Annotated in this window: 25 protein-coding genes; 22 read left to right on the top strand and 3 right to left on the bottom strand. The window is 61.4% G+C overall.

What is annotated here, in order from left to right:
• The 12 genes from ABFC66_RS14960 (at position 1) to ABFC66_RS14905 (ending at position 13,008) form a co-directional block, all read left to right on the top strand.
• Positions 1-1,014: an asparaginase gene (locus tag ABFC66_RS14960; protein ID WP_346741767.1), complete on the top strand. Its 1,014-nt coding sequence runs from the start codon at positions 1-3 to the stop codon at positions 1,012-1,014.
• Complete coding sequence (locus ABFC66_RS14955) at positions 1,014-1,910, top strand: polysaccharide deacetylase (protein ID WP_346741766.1); 897 nt, start codon at positions 1,014-1,016, stop codon at positions 1,908-1,910. Before ABFC66_RS14960 ends, ABFC66_RS14955 begins: the two co-directional genes overlap by 1 nt.
• An 81-nt stretch (positions 1,911-1,991) precedes the next feature.
• Positions 1,992-2,216 (top strand): hypothetical protein, encoded by a 225-nt coding sequence (locus tag ABFC66_RS14950; protein WP_346741765.1) that lies wholly within the window; start codon positions 1,992-1,994, stop codon positions 2,214-2,216.
• Complete coding sequence (locus tag ABFC66_RS14945; protein ID WP_346741764.1) at positions 2,213-3,241, top strand: GTP-binding protein; 1,029 nt, start codon at positions 2,213-2,215, stop codon at positions 3,239-3,241. Before ABFC66_RS14950 ends, ABFC66_RS14945 begins: the two co-directional genes overlap by 4 nt.
• A gap of 372 nt (positions 3,242-3,613) precedes the next feature.
• Positions 3,614-4,633, top strand: coding sequence for a hypothetical protein (locus tag ABFC66_RS14940; RefSeq protein WP_346741763.1), 1,020 nt, complete (start codon positions 3,614-3,616; stop codon positions 4,631-4,633).
• 15 nt (positions 4,634-4,648) lie between these two features.
• Positions 4,649-5,626 (top strand): hypothetical protein, encoded by a 978-nt coding sequence (locus tag ABFC66_RS14935; RefSeq protein ID WP_346741762.1) that lies wholly within the window; start codon positions 4,649-4,651, stop codon positions 5,624-5,626.
• A gap of 24 nt (positions 5,627-5,650) precedes the next feature.
• Positions 5,651-6,616: a helix-turn-helix domain-containing protein gene (locus ABFC66_RS14930; RefSeq protein ID WP_346741761.1), complete on the top strand. Its 966-nt coding sequence runs from the start codon at positions 5,651-5,653 to the stop codon at positions 6,614-6,616.
• Between the two features lie 124 nt (positions 6,617-6,740).
• On the top strand, positions 6,741-8,117 hold the full coding sequence (locus ABFC66_RS14925; RefSeq protein ID WP_346741760.1) for an aminotransferase: 1,377 nt from the start codon (positions 6,741-6,743) through the stop codon (positions 8,115-8,117).
• A gap of 2 nt (positions 8,118-8,119) precedes the next feature.
• Positions 8,120-9,556 (top strand): aldehyde dehydrogenase family protein, encoded by a 1,437-nt coding sequence (locus tag ABFC66_RS14920; RefSeq protein WP_346741759.1) that lies wholly within the window; start codon positions 8,120-8,122, stop codon positions 9,554-9,556.
• Positions 9,557-9,565: 9 nt separating this feature from the next.
• The gene (locus tag ABFC66_RS14915; RefSeq protein ID WP_346741758.1) at positions 9,566-10,906 is read left to right on the top strand and encodes an 8-oxoguanine deaminase; all 1,341 of its coding nucleotides are present in this window, start codon (positions 9,566-9,568) and stop codon (positions 10,904-10,906) included.
• Positions 10,907-11,016: 110 nt separating this feature from the next.
• Entirely contained in the window at positions 11,017-12,471 is a 1,455-nt protein-coding gene (locus tag ABFC66_RS14910) for an NAD(P)/FAD-dependent oxidoreductase (RefSeq protein ID WP_346741757.1), read from the top strand.
• Positions 12,472-12,483: 12 nt separating this feature from the next.
• Positions 12,484-13,008: an ureidoglycolate lyase gene (locus ABFC66_RS14905; protein ID WP_346741756.1), complete on the top strand. Its 525-nt coding sequence runs from the start codon at positions 12,484-12,486 to the stop codon at positions 13,006-13,008.
• Between the two features lie 15 nt (positions 13,009-13,023).
• On the opposite strand, the gene ABFC66_RS14900 is transcribed toward ABFC66_RS14905, so the two are convergent.
• The 3 genes from ABFC66_RS14900 to ABFC66_RS14890 form a co-directional block, all read right to left on the bottom strand.
• Positions 13,024-13,473, bottom strand: coding sequence for a nucleoside deaminase (locus ABFC66_RS14900; RefSeq protein ID WP_346741755.1), 450 nt, complete (start codon positions 13,471-13,473; stop codon positions 13,024-13,026).
• 111 nt (positions 13,474-13,584) lie between these two features.
• Positions 13,585-15,039: a dihydropyrimidinase gene (hydA, locus tag ABFC66_RS14895; RefSeq protein ID WP_346741754.1), complete on the bottom strand. Its 1,455-nt coding sequence runs from the start codon at positions 15,037-15,039 to the stop codon at positions 13,585-13,587.
• 175 nt (positions 15,040-15,214) lie between these two features.
• A complete protein-coding gene (locus tag ABFC66_RS14890) occupies positions 15,215-15,946 on the bottom strand; it encodes a TetR/AcrR family transcriptional regulator (protein ID WP_346741753.1) in 732 nt (243 codons plus the stop codon).
• Between the two features lie 244 nt (positions 15,947-16,190).
• Between ABFC66_RS14890 and ABFC66_RS14885 the strand changes: the two genes are divergently transcribed.
• The 10 genes from ABFC66_RS14885 to ABFC66_RS14840 all read left to right on the top strand — a co-directional run bounded on the left by ABFC66_RS14885 (position 16,191) and on the right by ABFC66_RS14840 (position 26,836).
• Complete coding sequence (locus ABFC66_RS14885) at positions 16,191-17,558, top strand: NAD(P)-dependent oxidoreductase (protein WP_346741752.1); 1,368 nt, start codon at positions 16,191-16,193, stop codon at positions 17,556-17,558.
• Between the two features lie 5 nt (positions 17,559-17,563).
• Positions 17,564-18,841, top strand: coding sequence for an NAD-dependent dihydropyrimidine dehydrogenase subunit PreA (gene preA / locus ABFC66_RS14880; RefSeq protein WP_346741751.1), 1,278 nt, complete (start codon positions 17,564-17,566; stop codon positions 18,839-18,841).
• A 15-nt stretch (positions 18,842-18,856) separates the two neighbouring features.
• Positions 18,857-20,098: a Zn-dependent hydrolase gene (locus ABFC66_RS14875; protein WP_346741750.1), complete on the top strand. Its 1,242-nt coding sequence runs from the start codon at positions 18,857-18,859 to the stop codon at positions 20,096-20,098.
• A gap of 14 nt (positions 20,099-20,112) precedes the next feature.
• Entirely contained in the window at positions 20,113-20,940 is an 828-nt protein-coding gene (locus ABFC66_RS14870) for an ABC transporter ATP-binding protein (protein WP_346741749.1), read from the top strand.
• The gene (locus ABFC66_RS14865; RefSeq protein ID WP_346741846.1) at positions 20,930-21,850 is read left to right on the top strand and encodes an ABC transporter permease; all 921 of its coding nucleotides are present in this window, start codon (positions 20,930-20,932) and stop codon (positions 21,848-21,850) included. The genes ABFC66_RS14870 and ABFC66_RS14865 overlap by 11 nt, the downstream gene beginning before the upstream one ends.
• 299 nt (positions 21,851-22,149) lie before the next feature.
• Positions 22,150-22,953: an ABC transporter permease gene (locus tag ABFC66_RS14860; protein ID WP_346741845.1), complete on the top strand. Its 804-nt coding sequence runs from the start codon at positions 22,150-22,152 to the stop codon at positions 22,951-22,953.
• Positions 22,954-22,987: 34 nt separating this feature from the next.
• Positions 22,988-23,992, top strand: a complete 1,005-nt coding sequence (locus ABFC66_RS14855; protein WP_346741748.1) for an ABC transporter substrate-binding protein — start codon at positions 22,988-22,990, stop codon at positions 23,990-23,992.
• A gap of 259 nt (positions 23,993-24,251) precedes the next feature.
• Entirely contained in the window at positions 24,252-25,253 is a 1,002-nt protein-coding gene (locus tag ABFC66_RS14850) for a 2-oxoglutarate and iron-dependent oxygenase domain-containing protein (RefSeq protein ID WP_346741747.1), read from the top strand.
• Positions 25,253-25,642, top strand: coding sequence for a VOC family protein (locus ABFC66_RS14845; RefSeq protein WP_346741746.1), 390 nt, complete (start codon positions 25,253-25,255; stop codon positions 25,640-25,642). Before ABFC66_RS14850 ends, ABFC66_RS14845 begins: the two co-directional genes overlap by 1 nt.
• Before the next feature lie 96 nt (positions 25,643-25,738).
• Entirely contained in the window at positions 25,739-26,836 is a 1,098-nt protein-coding gene (locus ABFC66_RS14840; RefSeq protein ID WP_346741745.1) for a BMP family ABC transporter substrate-binding protein, read from the top strand.
• Positions 26,837-26,889: the final 53 nt, after the last annotated feature.

Raw genomic sequence — 26,889 nt, 5'->3', positions numbered from 1 at the left:
ATGCCGAGCCGCGCCTCCGCTCCCGCCAGAGTCGCCGTGCTCACCACGGGCGGCACGATTGCATCGACCTATGACCGGACGGTCGGGACCGTCCACGCGACACTCGATGCGGAGGCCCTGCTTGCCGGATTGCCCGCGAGCAACCTTCCGCCGATTGAAGGCCGGAGCATCCTTGCGCGCAATAGCTACGCTCTCACGCTCGACGAAGCGCTCGGCATCATACGCGCCATTTCAGAAGCGCGAGCCCGTTCGGACATAATGGGTGTCGTCGTCACCCACGGCACCGACACATTGGAAGAAACCGCTTTCCTTGCCGACCTCCTGCTCGAACCGGGCAAGCCCGTCGTCTTCACCGGGGCTCAGGCTTCAGCCGATGAGCCCGACCGTGACGGGCCTCGCAACCTTGCCGATGCAATCCGCGTCGCGACATCGGGAGCCGCAATCGGCCTCGGCGTTCTCATCGCCTTCGATGGCGACATTCTTCCCGCGAGGGACGCAACAAAGCGCCATAGTTCGCGGCGGCATGCCTTCGCGTCGTCAAATGGTCCAATCGGTGCCGTCGATCGCAGCGTCGTTCGCATCACGCGGCGCCCGGCGCAATTCAAGCGCTTTTCCGAGCCGAAGCTCGCCCTCCCCATCGACCTCGTCACACTGACGCTTGGCGGCGATGACCGGCTTCTGAAACTCAGCGCCGATGCGGGCGCGCACGGCATCGTTCTCGCCGCGACCGGCCGCGGCAACGCCACACCGAATATCGTTGCCATCGTCCAGCAGCTCAGCACGCGCGGTGTTCCCGTTCTCGTCATATCGCGGTCGCCCGAAGGCCGCGTCGAGCCGATCTACGGACAGGGCGGAGGAGCGGATCTCGAAAAGGCAGGCGCCATTTTCGCAGGCGATCTCAGTGGACCGAAGGCAAGGCTCCTTCTTGCGCTGATCATGGGCCAATCGACGGTCGGGAATGTTGCCGCTCTCGTTCATTCCATCGCCAACTCAAGCATTGAGGAGAAAGTCTGATGACGAAGGAAATTCTGGTCGCTTACGGCATCGACGTCGATGCGGTCGCTGGCTGGCTTGGCTCCTACGGCGGCGAGGACAGCCCTTGCGACATCTCGCGCGGCGTCTTTGCCGGCGAGGTCGGCATTCCGCGTCTGCTGCGCATGTTCGACCGCTTCGGCATCGAGACGACGTGGTTTGCGCCGGGTCATTCGATCGAAACCTTTCCCGACGAAATGAAGGCCGTCGCCGCGGCAGGCCACGAGATCGGCATGCATGGCTACTCGCATGAAAACCCGCTGATGATGACGCCCGATCAGGAGGCCGCCGTCATCGACAAATCCATCGAACTCATCACGAAGCTGCAAGGCCGCCCGCCCGTCGGCTATGTCGCGCCGTGGTGGGAGTTCAGCGCGGGCACGATCGATCTGCTCCTCGAACGCGGCATCCTTTACGACCACAGCCTGATGCATAACGACTTCTTCCCCTATTACGCCCGCAAGGGCGAGAGCTGGTCGAAGATCGACTACGGCAAGCCGGCCGAAACCTGGATGAAGCCGATGAACCGGGGCACGGAAACGGATCTCGTCGAAATTCCGGCCTCCTGGTACATCGACGACCTGCCGCCCATGATGTTCATGAAGGCCTCGCCGAACAGCCACGGCTTTGTCAATCCGCGCGATATCGAGGAGTTGTGGCGCGACCAGTTCGATTGGGTTTATCGCGAATATGACTACGCGGCCTTCACCATCACGATCCATCCGGACGTATCGGGCCGGCCGCAGGTTCTCTCCATGCACGAGCGCTTCTTCAGTCATATGGCGAGCCACCCCGGCGTGCGCTTCGTCACCTTCGAAGAGATCGCCCGCGATTTTCTCGTGCGCTATCCGCGTGGCACGCAAGGTCCGCGGCCCTGAACCATGTGCGGCTTCTGCGGATCTTTCACTGAACACAGACACTGGAGTGCCGGCCCGCTCACGGCGGCGCGACAGGGGGCGGTGCGGCTTCGCATCGCGCGCACCGCAGGCGAACTTGCCGCGCCCGCAGGTGTGCGCCTGACGGCATGGCGTGACCGGTTCCAGCTTACTGGACCGACCGGCAAGCGCGAGCTGGCGACTGACCTCGCCGGCATCTGGCGCGCGGTCGATCGGCTCGGTCGCGTCATGCCGGATCCACTCGACGAGACATTCCTTTCGCACCTGGAGGGAATGCTGGACAAATGACCAGTGAAGTGGCGCTCACCGTCGATGTCCTGACCGGCTTTCTCGGCGCGGGAAAGACGTCGCTGGTGCGACGTCTCGCCGAAGCGGGTGCGTTGGCGGACACTGCCGTTCTGGTCAACGAATATGCCGACCTTCCCGTCGATCAGACCTTGATGGGAATTTCTGGCATCAAGGCCGGAACCTTCGCGGACGGATGTCTCTGCTGCGCGACTGATGGCGATGCGCGTTCGTCGCTGCTGCAACTTCTCGAAAGACGCGCGGCCGGAGCCGTTCCACGCTTCACGCGCATCCTCGTCGAAACATCGGGCATTGCCGATCCCGGCTCGCTGCTGGCAACCCTCATCGCCGACCCCATGCTGCGCCCGCGCCTCAGACTGGGGCGCGTTGTGACGCTTGTCGATCTCTGCCATGCAACGGCCACATTGGCGGAGCATCCCGAAGCCGCCGCACAGATCGTCGCCGCCGATATCCTGCTCTTCACCAAGGCCGACATGGCCGATGAAGACGAGACATCGGCCCTCATAGCGGCGGTGGGCGCGATCAACCCGATCGCCCGGACGCATGAATGCAGTCCGCACGACGATATCAATCCCTTCAATCTCGAAATACACCAAACGACTGGTGAGCGAACGCTGCCCGCGCCGCCGCATCACGAGCATCGGCACGGCATCGGCTCCACGACTCTGCGCTGGCCTGCGCCCGTCGACTGGGCTGTCTTTGCGAGCTGGCTGTCTCTCCTGCTCCATCGGCACGGACACAAGATTCTCCGCATGAAGGGAACAATGACAATCGCAGGCGAGGAGCAGCATGGTCCCGTCGTCATTCAGTCCGTGCGCCATGTCGTGCATATGCCGGAACATATAAGCGCGCTCGCGGAAAGTGCCGGCGCCGAAATCGTGGTGATTGCGCGCGAGATCGACACCGCCTTGATCCGCCGCTCCTTTGAAGCGGCACTTGGCCTTGCCCAACGGAATTCGCGCTGTGAAGAGGATCATTTGCCCGAAAACGATGCGGCAATTGCCTAGTTTTGCATCATCGCTTCATCCCTGCCTCGGGATCGCGCCGCGCTCAAACTGGTATGAGCATTGCTTGGTGTTCAGCGCTCCGAGTGACCGGAAAACCGGATCGGGCCGACCTCCATAAATACGCGACGAATGCTGCGTAAATGCGTCGGATACCGGCGGTCCCTGGGGCAGAAGAGTAAGCGTTTGGGAAACTCGCCGAATGTCCATCGAGGCACGCGTCGCGACAGAGTGGCGAACTGATACTGCACCCAGCCAAAGCGTCAAATCTGTCCCTGACGCATTGGCGACCGCCATAGCGGATTTCGCGAAGGCACCGTTTTCCTGAACGCGCTTCGGGCCGCAGCCTGGAGCCTGATCGTTTCGAGAGTACCCATGGTTACAATCACCGACCGCGCCCAGCGCTTCCTCGAATCCTCGCAGAAGATCGAAAGTCCCTTTCAGCTCGATCCGACGTTGTGTCTCTATAGCCCCCAGGACAATGTCGACTCGCTCTCGCACCCGCGCATTTCCGCGTGGCTGGATTTCGTGCGGAATGAATATGAGCCCAAGCTTCCCAAGGCGAAGCGCCGCGTGCTGCTCTTCATGCCCTGCACAAAGACCAAGCCCTATCCGTTCTCTTCCGAGCATAAGGCCATCAACCAGCGTCTGATTGATTCAGGCTTCCGGCCGACGGCGCGTCAATATCTGCCGCAGGAATTACAGGCGCGGCTGGAGCCTTCCTTCTCCCAGGAAGTTCTGAACCTCTCGCCTCTCGTCGACGATGACGGACTGCTCATTCACCGCATGGTGATTTCCGAGCCCATGGGCGTCGTGCCCTATGAACACATCGCGGAGTATCGCGGCCTTCCATCGCCCGCTACGGCTTATGACGATCCGGGTCTTTTCGAGAAGCGGGGTAACGCCGTGTCGCCATGGCGCGCCGACTCGACGGCGACCGCCATCTCGGCAAACCGCTGGAAATGGGGCGACGAGGAGCGCCGCGCCTATGTGGTGATGCACAATGCGATGGCCGAAGCGGTCGCTGCCGTGGTCGCACGTATCGGGCACAATTACGACGATGTCGTTTCCTGGGTCGCGCCCGGCCTCACACATCGCAGCTTCGTCATCGGGCGGGGCGAGCGCTCGGCCAACAATGTCGCCGCATCGCGCAAGGTCGGCACGAGACGTCTCGAACTCATCGGTGCCAATGATCATCTGCCGGCAGACAAGGCGATCACCTGTCTGCCCACCGCCCAACAGTGCAAGGAGGCGGTCGTGCGTCTCGCCGACCGGCTCGGCGTCGACCTTACCCATGCCTATGGCGTCTATGCGCGTGGCGGCGCCAATGCGACGCCGCTCGCCCTGCCGGAGCTTCTCGATGACCTGATGGCGCGCCTGCGCCCGACAGTTTGAGCGAAGGGCTCGAGAATGACCTCAGGAAAACTGAAGATCGGCGTCAGCGACAGCGACAGGACGCGTCCGCTGGCGAATGGCGAAGTCCCGCTCGAAGGTATCGATGCCGAAATTTCGCTGATGGGCGTGCAAGCTCTCTTCAACAAGCAACTGAAAGATCACACCTTCGACGCCTGCGAATTTCCCATCGCTACCTATCTCCGCACACTGGAGACGCCTGAGCGACCCTATGTCGCCGTGCCGCTCTTCCCGTCGCGGCATTTCCGTCTTTCCTGCGTCTTCATCAACAAGACGAAAGGCATAGAGACGCCGGCCGATCTCGCGGGCAAGCGCATCGGCCTCATGGTCTTCGACATGGCCGCGGCCGTCTGGCTGCGCGGCATCTTCGAGGAGCATTTCGGCTTGCCGCGCACCTCGCCCATCTATGTGAGCGGCGGGCTCGAAGCGCCTCGTTCGGGCGACGAGCATCCCCAGTTCTATCCCGAGCAGTTCAGCATCGAGCATCGCACCGATGCGAGCCTCGCGGCGCTTCTCGAAAGCGGTGAAATCGATGCGCTCTATACAGCTCGCGCGCCGAGCACCTGGCCTTCGGCAAATGTCGGTCGCCTCTTTGAAAATCCCATGGAGGCCGAACTCGGCTATTTCGATAAGACGGGCATCTTCCCGCCCATGCATATTCTCGCAATCAAGCGGCCGCTCGTCGAGGCCGACCCCACGCTGCCGCGCAAGCTCTTCAACGCTTTCGCCGCCGCGCAGGATGTCGCCCGCGCCAAGCTCTTCGATTCCGCGGCTCTCTCCACCATGCTGCCCTGGCAACTCGAAGCGCTTCTGGGCACAGAGGAGAAGCTCGGAAAAGATTACTGGCCTGTCGGGTTTGCGAAGAACCGGGCCATGCTCGACGTGTTCATCCGTTACATGCTGGAGGACGGCCTCATCACTACGTCCTTCACGCCGGAAAGCATTTTCGACGGCGCGGACATTCTTTCAACCTGACGGCGACGGAGCGGAGAGAACGGAATGGCACAAACGCCCGGCGGTTGGCAGAACCTCTGCACCGAGACCGTTCCTCCCCGCGACCGGCTCGCCTACTGGCACGAGGCGACGAACCGCCTCTTTCCACCGACGCGCCTGAGCCGGCCGAGCCATGAGGGCTTCTACGGCCGCGTTTCGTGGCTCGAATTCGGCGAGGTAACACTTGCCAACATCGTCTCCACGAGTCTGGACGTCACCCGGAGCGAGCGTGAGATCACCAGCGACGACGATCGCTGGTATGAGATCAATGTGCAGATCGAAGGCACCAGCGCCTTCCGTCAGGATGGGCGCGAGGTCGCCGCCGGCCCGCGCTCGCTCGTTCTCTATGACAGCCGCCGTCCTTATGAGATGCGGTTCAAGGGGCCATACCGGCAGCTTTCCCTGAAGCTGCCGCGAGAGACGCTACGCGACCGTGTGCCGAATATCGATGCTCTCATCGCCCGCAACATTTCGGCGGACGGCATTCCGGGCCGCTTCTTCTACGATTTCGCAGCGGCACTTTGCGACGCGCCAGAGGGCATTCCGGGCTTCATCGCCTCCCGACTCGAACAGCACACGCTCGATCTTCTCGCCACAGCCTTGCTTGGCGTGGGCACCGACGCCTCGGCCACGGTCAATCGCCTGTCGCAGCTCGACCGGATCAAGGCCCATATCCTCGAAAGGCTCGACCAGCCCACTCTCACGCCCCGCTCCATTGCGGAGGCGCACCAGATCTCGCTTCGCCATCTCTATGAGCTCTTCGAGGCAGAAGACGAGCAGGTCGCACGCTGGATACAGACGCATCGCCTCGATCGGATCAGGCGCGATCTCGCCGATCCGCTGAAGCGCGGCTGGCCGATCAACACCATCGCGCTGAGCTGCGGCTTCAAGGACTTCTCCCACTTCAGCCGGCGCTTCCGGCGCCAATATGGAGTCTCGCCCCGCGAATACCGCAACAGGCTTTCGCATTGAGCGGCGCATGGCCAGTCATGTTTTCGCGCCGTCCCAGACCAGTCGTCGTGCTGGCGCCTCGCCATGGATGAAGGCTCAATGGGCGCAAGGGCGGCATCCTGCCGCGCGGAACGCGAGTGACATCTTGACCTACAAATCCCTGGAAACATCGGCCTGGCAAGTGCTCGACCGGGCGCATTATCTCCACCCGTTCACCGATCATGCGGGCCTGCGCCAGACCGGATCGCGCGTCGCCACGCGGGGTGAGGGCATTTACGTCTGGGATACGGACGGCAAGCGCATCATCGACGGGCTTTCCGGCCTGGGCTGCGTCAATATCGGCTATGGCCGCAAGGAACTGGTGAACGCTGCCGCCGAACAGATGCTCGAACTCTCGTTCTGCCAGTCATTCTTCAAGACGACGCATCGCGCCGCCGTCACGCTTGCCGAGAAGCTTGCAAGCATGCTGCCGGAAGGACTCAACCATATCTTCTTCCAGTCGTCGGGCTCCGAGGCGAACGAGACTGCCATGCGCGCCATTCGCCGCTATTGGGAGCTCGCCGGCCAGCCCCAGCGCCGCATCGTCATTGCCCGTGAGCTCGCCTATCACGGCAGCACGCATATGGCGGCGAGCCTTTCCGGCATTCCGCCCATGTACACAGCGGGCGGCGACATCCCCCTGCCCGGCATCGTTCACATCAAGACGCCTTATCAATACCGGCACGGCGCCGACATGAGCCCGGACGACTTCGGAATCGTCGCTGCAGGTTGGCTTGAGGAAAAGATACTGGAACTCGGCGCCGACAACGTCGCTGCCTTCTTTGCGGAACCGGCGCAAAGCGCCGGCGGTGCGATCTGCCCGCCCATGACCTATTGGCCGGAAATCCAGCGCATCTGCAAGAAGTACGATGTGCTTCTCGTCGCCGACGAAGTGGTCTGCGGATTCGGCCGCACAGGCCAATGGTTCGGCGCCCGTCATTACGGCATCACGCCGGACCTGATGCAGCTCGGCAAGGGCATCACCTCCGGCTATCTGCCGCTCTCCGCCTGCGCCATGTCCAACCGCGTGGCCGACATGCTGATCGAGAAAGGCGGCGAATGGGCGCACGGCTTCACCTATTCGGGCCACCCCGCCTGCTGCGCGGTCGCACTCGAAAACATCCGCATTCTTGAGGAAGAGCGCATCGTCGACACGGCAGGTGCGGAGCTCGCGCCCTATTTCCGCTCGAAGCTCGAAGGCTTCGCCGATCACCCGCTCATCGGCGATGTTCGCTCGGTGGGCTTGATGGGCGGCCTTGAGATCGTACAGAGCAAGAAGACGCGCGAATCTTTCCCCTATGAGGCGCATATCGGCGACGCATGCAGCGCGGAAGCGCTGAAGCGTGGCCTCGCCTTCCGCGCCAATGGCGACACGATGAGCCTGATGCCGCCGCTCGTCATTACCAGGTCCGAAATCGACACGATGTTCGAAGTCGCACGCGAGGCGCTCGATGCCACCGCAGTCACATATGGCGTGATGTAAACATGCCAGATCCCCGTCTCTTTTACATCGATGGAAGCTGGGTCGAACCGGCGACCCCACGGCTTGCCGACGTCATCAACCCGGCGACGGAAGCCTCGATCGCTCGGATCAGCCATGGCAGCTCAGCCGACGTGGATCGTGCTGTCGCCGCCGCCCGCGCCGCCTTTCCGGCATTCGCCGCCACGAGCCGGGAGGAACGTCTCGCTCTTTTTGGCCGCATCGTCGAATGCTTCAAGGCGCGACGTGAGGAACTGGCCCGCGCCGTGACTGCCGAAATGGGGTCGCCCGCGAAACTCTCCTGGGACATGCAAACCGGCTCGAGCATCGTCTATTTCGAGGAGGCTGCCGCGGTTCTCCGCGACTTTGAATTCGACAGGCTGAAAGGCACAACGCTGATCGCGCATGAACCGATCGGCGTCTGCGGCCTCATCACACCATGGAACTGGCCGCTCAACCAGATCGTGACCAAGCTCGCCCCCGCCCTTGCGGCCGGCTGCACCGTCGTACTGAAGCCGAGCGAGCTTTCGCCGTTGAGCGCGCTCCTGCTTGCCGAAGTGCTGCACGAGGCAGGCGTGCCGAAAGGCGTCTTCAATCTCGTCAATGGAACCGGCGCGGAAGTCGGTGCCGCCATCGCTGCTCATCCCGACATCGACATGGTCTCATTCACCGGCTCGACGCGCGCCGGAATCCTCGTCGCGGAGGCGGCTGCCAAAACCGTCAAGCGCGTCCATCAGGAGCTCGGCGGGAAGTCCGCCAATATCATTCTGCCTGACGCGAATCTCGACCTTGCCGTGACCGACGGCGTCAATCGCTGCTTCATCAATTCGGGCCAGTCCTGCATCGCGCCGACGCGCATGTTCGTTCACCGTTCGCAGAAAGACGAAATCATCGATCGCGCGAAGGCCGTTGCCGTTGCCGCTGCCGCCATCGTCGGCGATCCGACCTCGCCCGAAACGACCATGGGGCCCGTCGCCGGCATGGCGCAGTTCACCAAGGTCGGCGGCATGATCGAAACCGGCATTGCCGAGGGCGCGACTCTTGTAGCTGGCGGACCGGGCAGACCCAAAGATCTCAGCCGTGGCTATTTCATTCGCCCGACGATCTTCTCCGATGTGTCTCCCGACATGACCATCGCCCGGCAGGAAATTTTCGGCCCTGTCCTTTCGATCCTTACCTATGACGATGAGGCGGAAGCTATCCGGCTTGCCAATGACACGGTCTATGGGCTCGCCGGCTATGTCTATTCGCAGGACGAAGAGCACGCCCGCCGCATTGCCGCCCACATCCGCGCCGGCCGCATCTTCATCAACAATCCCCCCTTCGATTTCAACGCACCCTTCGGCGGATACAAGCAATCCGGCAATGGGCGCGAACTCGGCATCTTCGGCATGACCGAGTTCCTCGAAGTAAAGGCCGTTCTCGGCTACTCCCAAGTATAAGGCCAAGCGATGAGAACCTGGTTGCGTGATCCCATTTCCATCCTCGCCGAAGGCGCCGAACGCGGCGTCGTCGTTGAAGATGGGCGTATCGTCGAGCTTGTCGGCCATGACGGGCCGTCCACCCCATACGACCAGACCTTCGATGCGGGACGCCATGTCGTTCTGCCCGGGCTCATCAACACGCATCACCACTTTTTCCAGACGCTCACTCGCGCACATCCACAAGCGATCAACAAGGAACTCTTTCCCTGGTTGAAGTCGCTTTATCCGATCTGGGCGGACCATCTGAACCGCGACAGCTTCCGCCTCGCGACGCGGGTCGCACTCACCGAAATGCTGATGTCCGGCTGCACAACGGCTTCGGATCACCTCTTCGTCTTTCCCGCCGACATGCCGGATGCGGTCGACATAGAAGCCGAGGAAGCGTCGAAGCTCGGCATGCGCATGACGCTGACGCGTGGCGCCATCAATTTCGGAACGAAGAATGGCGGCATCGCGGATGAACGCCTGATGCAGGACTATGATGCGGTTCTCGCCGACTGCGAGCGCGTACTCGGCAAATATCATGACCGCTCGGAAGGCTCTTACCTTCAGGTGGCACTGGCTCCCTGCGCGCCCTTCAACGTGACGAAACAATTGATGGTCGACTCGGCCACTCTCGCCGAGAAGCATGATTGCCGCCTGCATACGCATCTTGGCGAAACGCTCGATGAAGACGATTTCTGCATTTCGAAGTTCGGCATGCGCCCGCTCGACTATCTCGAGGAAGTCGGCTGGCTTAATTCGCGCGTCTGGCTTGCACATGGCATCCACTTCGACGACGAGGAAGTCGTCCGCCTCGGCAGGCACAAGGTCGGCGTCTGCCATTGCCCGACCTCCAACATGGTCCTTGCTTCCGGCACCTGCCGCACAAAGGACCTCGAGGCCGCAGGCGCAATCGTGGGACTAGGCGTCGATGGTTCCGCTTCAAACGACAGCTCCAACCTCATGGAAGCGGTGCGCCACGCCATGATGCTGGGTCGCCTGTCCTATGGCGCCGCCGCCGTTACGCATCACGATGCTCTTCGGTGGGCGACAGAGGGGTCGGCCGCGTGCCTCGGACGCACCGACATCGGCAAGATCGAGGTGGGGCGCCAGGCGGATCTCGCGCTTTTCACCCTCGATGAATTGCGGTTCTCCGGCGCCGGCGATCCGATTGCAGCGCTCGTTCTCTGCGGCGCACATCATGCAGACCGAGTGATGATCGGCGGCGAGTGGCGCGTGACCGATGGACAACCCGTAGGCCTCGACATCGCGCGCCTGCGCCACGAGCATGGCGAAGCGGCGAAGGCGTTTCTGAAGGCGGTTTGATATCACCGTTGCCAAATCGGCAACGCAATGTGCGGAATAAGCTTCTTTTCGCGAACGCATGAAGCAGAGAGACTGAGACACGGCCCAACCCAGCCATACAAAAGGTCTACATGTCCCCGATTGAAGTTCCTCTTGACGAAACAGCGCTTGCGGAGCTCGCTCGGGAGGAGTTGGCGCTTCTTTCCTATCCGGAACGTCGATGGGTGAAGCCCTATTTCGATGCAGGTGGAAGGCGGCTCTACGACGTGGTGATCGTCGGCGGTGGGCAGTCGGGGCTCGTCATCGCGCATTCGCTGATCCGTCAGGGCGTCGACAACATCCTCGTGCTGGACCGCAGCCCCGAAGGCTATGAGGGCGTGTGGGAGACCGTCGCCCGCATGTCGCATCTACGGACGCCCAAGGCGCTTTGCGGCATGGAACTTGGTCAGCCGAGCCTTTCGCTCCAGCGCTGGTACATGGCGCGACATGGACGTGAAGCCTGGGAAGCGCTCGACCGTGTGCCCCGCCGCGACTGGATGGAATATCTTCGCTGGTATCGCAAGACGCTGAACCTCCCGATCGTCAACGACACGGAGGTTGAAACCGTCGAACCTGAGGCCGACCACATCCTCGTCACCGCGCGCCGTAGCGGCGCGAGAGAGACTTTTCCCGCACGGCTCGTCGTGCTGGCGACGGGCTTTGACGGCGCGGGCCGCTGGAGCGTGCCTGAGGTTATCAGCGATAATCTTCCTCCGACGCTCTATTCGCATTCTAATGTCGAGATCGACTTCGCCGCGCTGGCAGGCAAGCGCATTGGCATTCTCGGCCACGCCGCCTCCGCATTCGATACGGCGACTGCTGTCCTCAACGCGGGGGCCGCGTCTGCGGACATCTGCTTTCGCCGTCCGGCGCTTCCGACCGTCAATCCGCATCGCCATCTGGAAACAGCCGCTTTTCTCGCGAACTTCCCCGAGCTTTCGGACGCGACGCGCTGGCAGATCGCGCGCCATTTTCGGCAGGTCGATCAGCCGCCCGCGCATTCGGGCTTCTTCGCGGCAACTGCACTCCCCGGCTTCCGCATGCACGCGGCCAGCCCCTGGCTCGACGTTCGGCAGGAGGGCGACGCAATCAGGGTAAAGACGCCGCGTGGCGAGCACGTCTTCGACTACCTCATTGCGGCTACTGGCTACACCGTTGACTACGCCGCCCGGCCGGAACTGTCGGCGCTCGCTCCTCATGTCCTGCGCTGGAAGGACCGGTACACGCCGCCGGCAGGCGCGGAACACGCCTTGCTCGGAGATTTTCCCTATCTCGGGCTCTCCTACGAATATCTGCAGCGCGAGCCCGGAACCGCGCCTTGGGTCGAACGCATCTTCGCCTTCAATTTCTCGGGCACCGTCAGCATGGGTCCGCACTCCACCTCGATCAGCGGCCATCGATATGCGTTGCCGAGGCTCATTCGCGGCGTGGTACGCCGTCTCTTCCTTGAACAGGAGGAGCACATCATCCCCGACCTCATCGCCTACAAGGATATCGATCTGGTCATACCGCCTCATCTTCGGCAAATGGCCACAGCGGCGGAATAGAGAGGCCCTATCATGACAAAGCACGCAATCGACGGACATTCGCTCGTCATCGAGGATCTGAAGCTAACGCCGATCACGGCGCAGAACTTCCGTACCTATGGCACACTCGTCGAGGCGACCGAGGACGGCACATTGTTCGGCCCGCATGACGCACAGCTCGATCTTTCGCGCGGCACGCCACGCTTCTACATCATGCGCCTCGATTTTCGCGAGCGCGTCGCACGCCGCATCACACGGCATCGCCAGGTCACGCAGCTCCTCGCCTCAGTGGGAGGAAAGGAATGGCATCTCGTCGTCGCTCCGCCCCATGATGTCGACGATCCGAACGCGGAGCCGCATCTCGATGAAATCAGGGCCTTCGCCATTCCCGGAAATGTCGGCGTGATGCTCTATCGCGGCACCTGGCACGCGGGTCCCTATTTCGACGATACGGAAACGAGCTTTTTCAATCTCGAACTCGCCGACACGAACGAAGTCGACCACCAGACCTGCAAGCTGGAAGACCGCTTCGCCAGAGCCTATCGCCTCATTGTCTGAAAGATGCGCCCGGCCTCAGTGGCCGCCAATATCCTCCTCCCAGATTTCGGGATGGTCCTTGATGAAATCCTGAAGAATCCTGTAACACCCGGCATCGTCGACCACCTCGACCTCGATGCCCTTGCTGCGGAGAAAATCCTCACTCATCTCGAAGGTTCGGTTCTCTCCGATCACCACCTTCTTCACGCCGAAAAGAGCCGCAGCGCCCGCGCACATCGAGCAGGGCGACAGGGTGGTATAAAGCGTCGCCTCGCGATAGACGCTCGGAGCAAGACGACCGGCATTTTCGAGACAGTTCATCTCGGCGTGATGAATCACGCTGCCGTTCTGCACGCGCCTGTTGTGACCGCATCCAATGATGACGCCGTCGCGCACCAGCACGGAACCAATGGGAATGCCGCCCTCATCCCGCCCCTTCTCGGCTTCTGCGAGCGCGGCAGCGAGAAACTCATCTTTCGGCGGCATAGGTTCATCTCCTGAGCTTGAAGTTAATATTGATCCTGCCGCGGCGCACAATCAAGGCGTCGGCAGCAGACGGATTCCATGAGCATCCACTTCCGCGAGCGCCTCACCTGATTACTTGGCAGCCTCTCCGCGATGGACCGCCCTCGGCGCATGCAGCGCGGCTTGACGTTCCATTGCGTCATAATAGGGAGCGAAAGCCGGACGCTCAATATTCCGTCCGGCGCCCTTCACCGTGCGAACATCGCCATCCTTGTAGACAATTTTGCCATTGGCGATGGTGACTGTGTTGATGCCGCGCACCTCCATACCTTCGAAGATGTTGTAATCGACATTCTGGTGATGGGTCTTTGCGGAAATCGTCCGCGTCTTCGTGGTATCCCAGACGATGAGATCGGCGTCCGCGCCCGGCGCTATCACGCCCTTGCGCGGATAGATATTGAAGATCTTCGCCGCATTGGCCGATGTGACGGCCACAAACTCGTTTGGCGTCAGCCGTCCGGTGTTGACGCCGTGATGCCACAACACATGCATGCGGTCCTCGACGCCGCCTGTCCCGTTCGGAATCTTGCTGAAGTCCTGGCGACCCGCAGCCTTTTGGGGCGCACAGAAACAGCAATGATCCGTCGCCGTCGTCTGAAGATAGCCCGCCTGGAGCGCGCGCCATAGATGCTCCTGATGTCCCTTCGGACGGAAAGGCGGGCTCATGACATGCGCGGCCGCCACGTCGAAATCAGGATGCTCATAGACGGAACTGTCGACGAGCAGATGCCCGGCCAGCACTTCGCCGAAGACACGTTGCCCTTCGCCGCGTGCACGCGCGATTGCCTCGACGGCTTCGCGACAGGAATTGTGGACGATATAGAGCGGCACGTTAAGGACCTGTGCAACGCGTATGGCCCGGTTGGCCGCCTCGCCTTCGACTTCCGGCGGACGCGACAATGGGTGACCTTCCGGCCCAGTGATCCCTTTGGCAAGGATTTCGCGCTGAAGATGAAAAACAAGCTCACCGTTTTCTGCATGCACCGTGCATAGCGCACCCAACTCACGAGCGCGGGTGAAGCTGTTCACCAGAATCTCGTCGTCGGCCATGATTGCGTTCTTGTAGGCCATGAAGTGCTTGAAGCTGTTCACGCCATGCTCCCGCACGAGCGTAGCCATGTCGGCGTGAACCGTTTCGTCCCACCAGGTGACCGCGACATGGAAACTGTAATCGGTCGCCGCCTTCTCGGCCCAGCTTCGGCAACGCTTGTAAGCGGCAATCAGGCTTTCCTGCGGATCGGGGATCGCAAAGTCGATGATGGTCGTCGTGCCGCCAACGGCGCCGGCCGTCGTGCCCGAGAAGAAATCCTCGGACGCAACCGTGCCCATGAAGGGCAGTTCCATATGGGTATGCGGATCGATGCCGCCGGGCATGACCAGCGCGCCGCCGGCATCGACGATCTCCGCGCCGGCAGGCGCTTCCAGATCGGACCCGACCGCCTTGATCAATCCGTCTTCGATATAGACATCGGCCCGCCGGCTGACATCCGCATTGACCGCCGTTCCACCGCGAACGAGGATTCCCATCTGAGCCTCCTTCTGCCGGGTTTCCGCGCTTCTTCGCCCCGGCGTTATCTGATCATTTGGTCAGGAAGCATGAGACGTGCCATCGGCAAAGGTTTGGCAATCCGCCAATTTTCTGAATGAAATGTTTGTCAGGTGCCGCTTTTTATAGCGGCCTGTACGCCCCACATGCACCCCGTCAGAGAGGCGATTTGAGCCCCAGCCCGCGCAGGATGAGCCGCGTCGCAGTCTGCGTGGCATCCTCGAATACGGCGTCGTCGAGCGTCCGCCTGCCGAGGACGGCGGTCATCTGTGCGCCGAAATCGGCATAGGTCTGCGTCATTGCCCAGATCATGAAGAAGAGATGTGGGGGATCTATGTCTTCGATCTTGCCCTGATCGATCCACTTCTGGACGATTGCACCCTTCTCTTCCACCAGCTTGCGCAGGCGCCCCTTGAGAAACGGCTGCACATGGCGCCCGCCGCCAATGATCTCGATGGCCCAGAGACGGGACGGCTGCGCTGAATTCTTCGCCGCCTCCATCTTCTTCGCAATATATTGCGCGAGAGCGGCAGCAGGATCGCTATCGCTCTCGATCTCCTCAAGAGCATCGAGCCAGGATTCGACGATCTCCACCAATACAGCCGAGTAGAGATCCTGCTTCGTGCGGAAATAGTAATGCAGGTTGGCCTTGGGCACGCCCGCCTTCCGGGCGATTTCCGCCGTGCTGGCGCCGGCGAAACCATCCTTTGAAAAGACGGCTTCGGCCGCTTTCAATATCCTGGCGACATTGCGTTTCCGGATCGCTCCAGCGCTTCCATTTCCGCTGTCGGTGGACGACACCGTCGCCTTGCCTGCAGCTCTCCCGGCCCTTTTCGAAGCGGAGGCGACAGTCACGACCTTGGCCTTTTCCGTCTTCCGTTTCGGCATCTCATCTCCCGATTGAGCAGATTCAGTGACGACGCTTTGAGCAATTGCATACAGCTCAGGCAACCTTTCCGCCCCACATGAGTGTCGAGGTCGCGAGGCGAACGGCAAGTCCTGAAATATATTTTGACCAAAAGGTCAGGTTTTTTCCAGCCTAAATCAGCGTTTTCCTTGGTAGCCATTCACTTATAGGGAAACGGCATCGTTCTTGCGAAGAGGAATTCGGACGCAATGAGCGGAGCATACGATGGGAACCCTTGATCTCACCAACGACAGTCCCGACATTTCTGCCGGGCGACTTGACCTCGGTGAATATGCGATCAACTTCGACGATGCCGTGTCGCCGCTCAATCCGCAAACGGCACGTGTCGAGGCGAACCGTTGCTACTTCTGCTACGATGCGCCCTGCATGAATGCGTGCCCCACGGGTATCGACATTCCGGGCTTCATCAGGAAGATCGCGACAGGCAATCTTTCTGGCGCCGCAGTCCGCATTCTCGAACAGAATGTTCTTGGCGGTTCATGCGCGCGCGATTGCCCAACGGAAATCCTTTGCGAACAGGCCTGCGTCCGAAAGGCGGAGGGCGAGAATCCGATCACCATCGGCAACCTGCAGCGTTACGCGATGGACAATGGCCTTGACGGCATGCCCCATCCCTTCGCCCGCGCGGAGACGACCGGCAGGCGCGTCGCCGTCGTTGGCGGCGGGCCGGCGGGTCTGGCCTGCGCGCATCGCCTTGCCATGCTCGGGCACGATGTCACGATCTTCGAGGCACGCGAGAAGCTCGGCGGCCTCAATGAATATGGCGTCGCGGAATACAAGCTCGCGCATGATTTCGCCGCCCGCGAGGTCGCTTTCATCATGGAGATCGGCGGTATCGAAGTGAAGCTCGGCACGGCGCTCGGCCGAGACGTCACTCTTTCCAGCCTGCGCTCCGAATATGATGCGGTCTTTCTTGGCCTCGGCCTCGGCGCCGTAAAGGCGCTGGACTGCGAGGGCGAAGAGCTGGCCGGCGTCTTCAACGCCGTCGATTACATCGCCTCAATCCGCCAGACGGATGATTTCGCTTCGCTCCCGATCGGGCGGCGCATCGTTGTCATCGGCGGCGGCAATACTGCCATCGATATTGCCGTGCAGGCAAAGCGCCTTGGCGCCGAAGATGTGATCCTCGTCTATCGGCGCGGCCCCGACGCCATGACCGCCACGGGACATGAGCAGGAGTTCGCCCAGACAAACGGTGTCACCATCAAGCACTGGGCGCGTCCACTCCGCATCGAAGGCGTGGATGGCCACGCCACACGCGTCATCTTTGAGTACACGGCGCTCGACACGAGCGGCAAGCTCATCGGCACGGGACGCGAATTCATCATCGAGACGGATATGGTGTTCAAGGCGATCGGCCAGAGCTTCGTTGCCGATCCGCTCCGCGAAGGCACAGAAAGTCCTCTTGAGCTAGAGAACGGTCGCATCAAGGCCGATGATGAGGGCCGCACATCGCTGGAAGGTGTGTGGGCTGGCGGCGATTGCGTCGCGGGCGGACAAGATCTGACGGTCGAGTCGGTGCAGGCGGGCAAGCTTGCCGCCCATTCGATCGACCGTGCATTGAGGAAGTGAGACAGATGGCTGACATTTCAAGCATTTTCGCAGGCATCAAATCCCCAAACCCGTTCTGGCTCGCCTCCGCGCCGCCGACCGACAAGGCTTACAATGTCATTCGTGCCTATAAGGCCGGCTGGGGCGGCGTCGTTTGGAAGACGCTCGGAGAAGATCCGCACGTCGTCAACGTTTCATCACGCTATGGCGCCTATTCCTACAAGGGCAACCGCGTCGCGGGCTTCAACAATATCGAGCTCATCACCGACCGTCCGCTTGACGTCAATCTACGTGAGATCAAGGAGGTCAAGCGCGACTGGCCCGACCGTGCGCTCGTCGTCTCCTTGATGGTGCCATGCACCGAGGAGAGCTGGAAGTCGATCCTCGCCCGCGTCGAGGACACCGGCGCGGACGGCATCGAACTCAATTTCGGTTGTCCGCACGGCATGTCGGAACGCGGCATGGGCGCGGCGGTCGGTCAGGTACCTGAATATGTCGAGATGGTCACGCGGTGGTGCAAGCAATATAGCCGCATGCCGGTGATCGTGAAGCTGACGCCGAACGTGACCAACATCCTCGGTTCCGCGCGGGCTGCCGTTCGCGGCGGTGCGGATGCGGTCAGTCTCATCAACACGATCAACTCGATCATGTCCATCGATCTCGACGCCATGGCGCCGACGCCGGTGGTCGATGGAAAAGGCACACATGGCGGCTATTGCGGTCCGGCCGTGAAGCCCATTGCCATGCATATGGTAGCAGAGATTTCGCGCGATCCGGAATGCGCGGGCATCCCGATCTCCGGCATCGGCGGCATCGAGACCTGGCGCGACGCCGCCGAGTTTGGCGCGCTTGGCTGCGGCACGATGCAGGTCTGCACTGCGGCCATGCACTACGGCTTCAACATCGTCGACGACATGATCGACGGGCTGAAGCGCTGGATGGATGCGAAGGACTACGCCACCATCGAGGACTTCCGCGGCATCGCCGTGCCGAACATCACCGACTGGCAGTACCTCAACCTCAACTTCAAGACCATCGCGAACATCAATCAGGATCTCTGCATCAAATGTGGACTTTGCCACATTGCCTGCGAGGACACATCGCACCAGTCTATCGCTTCGCTGCTTGAGGATGGCGCTCGTAAATATCAGGTGATCGAGGAAGAATGCGTGGGCTGTAATCTCTGCGCACATGTCTGCCCGGTCGATAACTGCATCACCATGAACCCTGTCGACAACGGTCTGCCCTATCTCAACTGGACCCAGCATCCGAACAATCCGATGCGGAAGCAGGCAGCCGAGTAAACGAAGGACGACGCCATGAGCACGAAGACAATCCAGAACCTGCAGATCGATCAGGATCGTCTCTGGGACAGCCTGATGGAGATGGCGAAAATCGGTGCGACGGACAAAGGCGGCTGCGCCCGCCTCGCCCTCACCGATCTCGACAAGCAGGGCCGGGATCTCTTCGTGCAATGGTGCAAGGATGCGGGCTGCTCGATCACCGTCGACCGCATGGGCAATATCTTCGCCCGCCGACCCGGCCGGAACAATGACCTGCCGCCTGTCGTCACCGGCAGCCACCTCGACACGCAGCCGACGGGCGGCAAGTTCGACGGCGTATTCGGTGTGCTCGCCGGGCTTGAGGTCATTCGTACATTGAACGACTACAAGTTCGAGACGGAAGCGCCGATCGAGGTTTCAGTCTGGACGAATGAAGAGGGCTCGCGCTTTGCCCCCGCCATGATTGCCTCGGGCGTATTTGGCGGCGTCTTCACGGAAGAATATGGACACAGCCGCGCCGATCTCGACGGCAAGACCATCGGCGAGGAGCTGAAGCGCATCGGCTATTTCGGCGACGCGCCGGTCGGCGGACGCCCCTTCAAGGCTTTCTTCGAGGCCCATATCGAACAGGGCCCGATCCTCGAAGCCGAGCAGAAGACCATCGGCGTCGTGCAGGGCATCCAGGGGATCAAGTGGTTCGAGGTGACGCTGACGGGCCAGGACTGCCACGCCGGCACCACACCGATGAACCGTCGCAAGGACGCCATGCTCGCTGCTGCTCGCATGGTCGATCTCGTCAACAGGATCGCGCTCGACCATCTGCCCGGTGTCGGCACGGTGGGCCTGATGACCGTGCATCCCAATTCGCGCAATGTCATTCCCGGCAAGGTCTTCTTCACGGTCGATCTTCGCCATCCCTATGACGAGGAACTCGAGAAGATGAAGGCTGCGCTCGAGGCGGGCGCCGCCGAGATTTGCGGCGGTCTCGGCGTCGAATGCGACCTTCAGGAAATCTGGAACTCGCCGGCGATCCACTACGATCCGGCTTGTATCGATGCGGTCCGCAGAGCTGCCGACGAAGCCGGCCTTCCCAATCGCGACATCGTTTCTGGCGCAGGCCATGACGCGGGCTATATCGCGCGCGTCGCGCCGGTCGGCATGATCTTCGTTCCCTGTGCTGAGGGTATCAGCCACAATGAGATCGAGTCAGCGCTGCCGGAAGACCTGGCCGCGGGCTGCAACGTGCTGATGCGCGCAATGGTGGAACTCGCCGCCTAGGAGACAGAGACGCCATGACGACAGAGCGCCAGGAAGACGCCGTCTCGCCCAAATCCGGTGGCATTCCTGCGGTTGAGGTAAGGGATCTAAGCCTCGTCTTCCAGACAGCGGACGCCCCCGTCCACGCGCTGTCGCATGTGGACCTGACAATCGCGAAGGGCGAATTCGTCTCCTTCATCGGCCCGTCGGGTTGCGGCAAGACCACCCTGCTTCGTGTCATCGCCGATCTGCAACAGGCAACCAGCGGCACGATTCAAGTGAACGGCACCAGCCCGCGGGCTGCGCGGCTCGATCGCGCTTATGGCTATGTCTTTCAGGCGCCCGCCCTCTTCCCGTGGCGCACGGTGGAACGCAACATCACGCTTCCTCTCGAAATCATGGGACTGAACAAGACTGAACAAAAGGCCCGCGCGAAGCGTGTATTGGACCTCGTCAATCTGTCGGGTTTCGCGCGCAAGTTTCCATGGCAACTTTCGGGCGGTATGCAGCAACGCGTTTCGATTGCCCGCGCCCTGTCCTTCGATCCAGACCTGCTGCTGATGGACGAGCCTTTCGGTGCACTGGACGAGATCATTCGCGACCATCTGAACGAGCAATTGCTCGATCTCTGGCGACGTACCGAAAAGACGCTCGTCTTTGTCACCCATTCGATCCCTGAAGCCGTCTTTCTCTCGACCAGGATCGTCGTGATGTCTCCGCGCCCCGGTCGGATCATCGACATCATCGAGTCGCCTTTGCCGAGGGAGCGGACGCTGGATATTCGCGAGACGGCGGAATTCGCACAGATTGCCCACAGAGTTCGCGAGGGCCTGAAGGCTGGGCATTCCTATGATGACCGCTAGCACCCTTCTCGCCTCTTCGGGTGGCCTCATCCGTCGCGCGGCGCGAGGGACCGCGCTTCCCGTCGCAGCCATTCTTCTGCTCGCGCTTGCCATCTGGTATGTGGGCACCGTCTTCCTCAACGCTTCTGTCGTCACCGATCAATATCAGCGCGACGGCAAGACCGTCTGGACAACGGGCGAACTCATCGCCGACACCATGTCGATGGAGCGCCCGGTTCTGCCCGCACCCCATCAGGTGGCGGCGGAACTCCAGAAGTCGATCTTTGGCGTCAAACTGACCTCAAAGCGCAATCTCCTTTATCACGCCTGGGTCACCTTCTCGGCGGCCTTTATCGGCTTCGCCTTCGGCAACCTGCTCGGCATTGCGCTCGCCATTGCCATCGTTCACGTGAAGAGCCTCGAGCGTGCGCTGCTCCCTTGGGTCATCGCATCGCAGACCGTGCCGACGCTCGCCATCGCGCCCATGATCATCGTCGTGCTGGGCTCCATCGGCTTTGTCGGCTTGTTGCCCAAGGCGCTGATCTCCACCTATCTCTGCTTCTTTCCTGTCACCATCGGCATGGTGAAGGGGCTTTCCTCGCCGGAGCCCATTCAGCTCGACCTGATGCGCACCTATAGCGCCAACGAAATGCAGATGCTGCGCTATCTGCGCCTTCCCGCCTCGCTCTCCTTCCTCTTTCCCAGCATGAAGGTGGCCATGGCTCTTGCCATTGTCGGCGCCATCGTCGGCGAGTTGCCGACAGGTGCGCAGGCAGGCCTCGGCGCACGCATTCTCGCGGGCTCCTACTACGGCCAGACGGTGCAGATCTGGTCGGCTCTCGTCGCCGCCTCGATCCTTTCGGGCGCCTCTGTTGGCCTTATCGGCATCGGCGAAGGCTGGCTTTCGCGCCACTTCGGAGGCCAGGCATGAAGCGAGATCCCGCGCTCCTCATCGCCGTCGCGCTTGGCGGCCTCGCCTTGCTGTTTCCGCTCGGCGCTGCATCATGGACAGCAGCACCCTTATCTCTCGCGCTCTGGCTCGCGATGGCGGCGGCGGCGATATTCCAGATGCTTCGTCCCCTGCCGACTGCCCGCGCCTTCGGGTTGCTTGGCATCGCCACACTCACTGGCGGCTTCTCGCTCCTGAAGCTCGTCGAGACAGGCGCGAGCGGCGGCGAAGCGCTGGCGCTCTGGACCGGGCTTGCCTCGCTCTTCTTCCTCGTCTGGCGGCTGCTCGAACGCGCGTCCATGCTGAGCATTGAGCATCCCGGCGTTGCGACGCTCATCGCGGCCCCGCTCATTTTCGGCGTCTGGCTCCTCTATGTCTGGCAAATGCTCGTCACGGGCTTCGAGGTGCCGGGCGTTCTGTTGCCTGCGCCGAGCGTGATCTGGTCCGCCATATTGGCTGCGCGTGAGACGCTCGCCGCCGATTTCGTGCAGACATTCATCAAAGCCGTCATTCCGGGGTTTTTTATCGGCTGCAGCGCTGGCTTCGTCACCGGCCTGCTCGTCGACCGCGTGCCCTTCCTGCAGCGCGGCCTTCTCCCTCTCGGCAATCTCGTCAGCGCGCTGCCCATCGTCGCAGTTGCGCCGATCATGGTCATGTGGTTCGGCTTCGACTGGCAGTCCAAGGCGGCCGTCGTCGTCATCATGACCTTCTTCCCGATGCTGGTGAACACCATCGCCGGGCTCGACGCACTCGGACGCATGGAGCGCGACCTCATGGCTACCTACGCCGCAAGCTATGGGCAGACGCTTTCCATGGCCAGAATCCCCGCTGCGCTGCCCTTCGTCTTCAACGCGCTGAAGATCAACTCCACCTTGGCGCTGATTGGCGCGATCGTTGCAGAGTTTTTCGGTACGCCGATCGTGGGCATGGGTTTTCGCATTTCGACCGAGGTCGGCCGCATGAATATCTCGATGGTCTGGGCAATGATCGCCGTAGCCGCCGTCGCCGGTTCCGCGAGCTACGGCCTCATCGTCCTCGCGGAGCGCCGCTTCACATTCTGGCACGCGTCGTTTCGCAAGCCGTGATTTTCCCCCAGGGGCAACACAGAGGAGTAATTGCATGAAGTTGAAGGCAATCTACGGAGCGGTGCTAGGGGCGGCGCTTCTTGGGTCGCTCGGCGCGACCGGCGCACAAGCCGCCGACGCCGTGACCTTGCAACTCAAATGGGTGACGCAGGCGCAGTTCGCCGGCTATTACGTCGCCAAGGACAAAGGCTTCTACAAGGACGCCGATCTCGACGTTACAATCAAGCCGGGCGGTCCCGACATCGCACCTGAGCAGGTCATCGCGGCTGGCGGCGCCGACGTCATCGTCGACTGGATGCCCGCGGCGCTCGCGGCCCGCGAAAAGGGCGTGCCGCTGGTCAACATTTCGCAGACCTTCCAGAGATCCGGCATGGAACTGACCTGCGCGGCTTCGAGCGGGATCAAGTCTCCCAAGGACTTTCCGGGCCACACCCTCGGCGTCTGGTTCTTCGGCAACGAATATCCGTTCCTCGCATGGATGGCGAAGCTCGGCCTCCCGACCGATGGCAGCGCCAAGGGCGTGAAGGTGCTGAAGCAGGGCTTCAACGTCGATCCGATCATCCAGAAGCAGGCCGACTGCATCTCGACCATGACCTATAACGAGTACTGGCAGGTCATCGACGCAGGTTTCAAACCCTCCGATCTCGTCGTCTTCAAATACTCGGATCAGGATGTCGGCATGCTGGAGGACGGCCTCTATGCCGATGGCAAGAAGCTCGCCGACAAGGCCTATGCCGACAAGCTCGCCCGCTTCGTAAAAGCCTCCATCAAGGGCTGGGAATGGGCCAAGGCGCATCCGGATGAGGCGGCGATGATCGTGCTCGACAACGACACGACCGGCGCACAGACGGAGAAGCACCAGAAGCGCATGATGGCCGAAGTGGCGAAACTCCTGGGCGAAACGAAGCTCGGCTATCTGGAACCTGCGGATTACGAGCGCACAGTCTCGATCCTGCTCTCGACCAAGTCCGATCCGGTCATTACCAGGAAACCCGAAGGCGCATATACGCACGCGATCTACGAGGCGGCGATGAAATAGAGGGCAGACAGCCTTCGACGACCCACGAGCGGCGGGGGAAACCCCGCCGTTTTTTCATGCCCGGCCATCAAAAAGCACTCCGCTGCATTTGTATGCATGTGCTGCTCAATAATCCGTCGAATCCGTGTGGGCATAGCCGAAAAACGGCCCTCCCCCGGCCTCCCGAAAATGGCACGGGACTTGAAGAATGAGCCTGACCAATTGGTCAGGATTCTGACGAATTCCACGACGACGCAACGAACAAAGACGGATGAGCGCGATGACACTCAAAGCAGTGCCGATAATCGACATTTCGCCATTCCTCAAGGGAACGCCTGAGGGCAAGAAGAAGGTCGCCGCCGAAGTCGGCCGCGCCTGCCGCGATATCGGCTTCCTCGTGATTACGGGACATGGGGTTCCTGAGGCCCTCATCCAGCAGACCTACGACACGGCCAAAGCCTTTTTCGATCTTCCCGAGGCAGAGAAGATGAAGGTTGAGCGGCCAAGCCCCGATCAGGTGCGCGGCTACAGCCCGCTGATGGGAGAAGGTCTCGCCTACAGCCTCGACGACAAGACGCCGCCCGACCTCAAGGAATCCTTTTCCATCGGGCCGACCGACGTGCCCGCCAGCGATCCCTATTACACCGGCGCCGAGGCGGGTCCTCACTTCGCACCGAATGTCTGGCCCGCCTCGCCGTCGCTGCTGAAGCCGGTCTGGACCGAATATTTCCATGCGATGGAGAAGCTTTCAGCGCAGCTCATGGCCATGTTCGCCATGGCGCTCGACCTGCCCGAGGATTTCTTCGAGGACAAGATCGACAAGCACATCAGCATGCTGCGCGCGCTGAACTACCCCGATCAGACGACGCCGCCGGAGCCCGGCCAGATGCGGGCCGGCGCGCATTCCGACTATGGCAGCCTCACCATCGTCCGGCAGGAAGAAGCGCCCGGTGGGCTTGAAGTTCTCAACGACGATGGAGAATGGGTGCCTGCGCGGCCCGTTCCCGGCGCTTTCGTCGTCAATATCGGCGACCTGATGATGCAGTGGACCAACGACATCTGGAAATCCACCATGCACCGGGTCGTCAATCCGCCGCGCGACAAGGCGCTCGGCAGCCGCCGCATCTCGCTCGTCTTCTTCCATCAGCCGAACTATGACGCGATGGTGACCTGTCTCGATAGCTGCCACGACGACAGCCGCCCGATCAAATATGCGCCGATCAGCTCGGGCGATCATCTGAAGAGCAAGTTCGTCAAGCAGACCTCCGTCGAGGCTGCGTGATGGCCGCGCTTTCCTACGTCAATATTTTCGCGAAGGACATCGTCGCGCTTTCAAGCTTCTACATGGACGTCTTCGGCTTCACCGAGATTGAAGCCATTCGTTCACCAATCTTTCGCGGCATCGATACCGGAAAGAGTGCAATCGGCTTCAATGCGCTCGACGCCTACGAGCTTCTGAAGCTCAGCGACTACGCGGATACGAAGGGCATCAAGTTTCTGCTGAACATCGATGTCGACACACCGGAAGAAGTCGATCGCATGGTTCCTGTCGCGCTCTCGAAGGGCGCGACGCTGATCAAGGAACCCTACAAGACCTACTACAACTGGTATCAGGCCGTTCTGCTTGATCCCGAGGGCAACGTGTTCCGCATCAACAAGATGCTGGATTGACGGGCCCGCAATTTCGAAACCTACGTCTGAGTCCAAGAATGGGGGGCGTAGCCGCTGAGAGACCCGATATCGTTCCCATAGAAAGAGGGTAGTTCGATGAGATCAAACTGGTGGCTGAGGATCACGACGGCAGCGGCCGTCGCGGTCGGCATGTTGAGCGGCTCCGCCTTCGCGGATGACGCCGGCTTTTCGCTGAAGGGAAAGCCCAAGATCGCGATCATCATGTATGGCGCGAAGAATGATGGTGGCTGGACGCAGGCTTTTGAAGAAGCGCGCGAGCGCATGGAAAAGGATCTCGGCACGAAGATCGCCTATGTCGAGAACGTCGACGAAAACGCCGCGAAGATCACGCCGCCGGTCGAGAAGTTCATCAAGAAGGGCTACAACATCATCATCGGCACGGCCTTCGGCTATTCCGACACCTTCCTCGCCCTTTCGAAAAAATATCCGGACGTCGCCTTCCTGAATGGCTCCGGCACGACCAACGGTCCGAACCTTCAGGCCTTTTACGGCCGCACTTATGAGAGTCAGTATCTCTGCGGCATGGTCGCCGGCGCCGTCTCGAAGACCGGCAAGCTCGGCTTCGTCGGCGCCAACCCCTATGGCGTCGTGAATTGGACGGTGAACGGCTTCGAAATGGGCGCCAAGCTCTCCAACCCGAAGGCGACGACGACGGCCATCTTCATCGGCACCTGGGCCGATCCGGTCAAGGAGCGCGCGGCCGCAGAAGCCCTCATCGATGGTGGTGCGGACGTCATCGGCCAGCATGTGGACACGCCGACACCGCAGATCGTCGCGCAGGAGCGCGGCGTTTTCGGCACGGGCCATCACCGCGATCTCGGCGAATTCGCTCCCAAGGCAACGCTCTGTTCATCGGTCTGGTACTGGGATCGTTATCTGACGCCGGAACTCAAGAAGATCATCGCCGGTGGTTGGAAGCCCAATCCCTATGGCGCCTTCCCGACCATCAAGGAAGGTCCGACCGACATCATCCTGAACGAAAAGCTCGTTCCCGCCGACGTCGTGAAAAAAGTCATGGCGGAACGTCAGGCCCTCATCGACGGCAAGGAAATCTATGCCGGTCCGATCACCGACGTGAGCGGCAAGGAAGTGGTGCCCGCCGGCAAGGTTCTCGACGATGCCGGCCTCTGGAAGATGGACTGGTACGTACCGGGCGTCATCACGCAGAAGTAAGCGAAACGACAAGGACGCGAAGCTTCGCGCTTCGCGTCCTTGATCTCTGCAAT

Source organism: Parvibaculum sp., assembly GCF_039680535.1.
Lineage (GTDB): Bacteria > Pseudomonadota > Alphaproteobacteria > Parvibaculales > Parvibaculaceae > Parvibaculum.
Note: the sequence above shows the minus strand (reverse complement) of the source record. Positions and strands in the feature narration are given on the sequence as shown.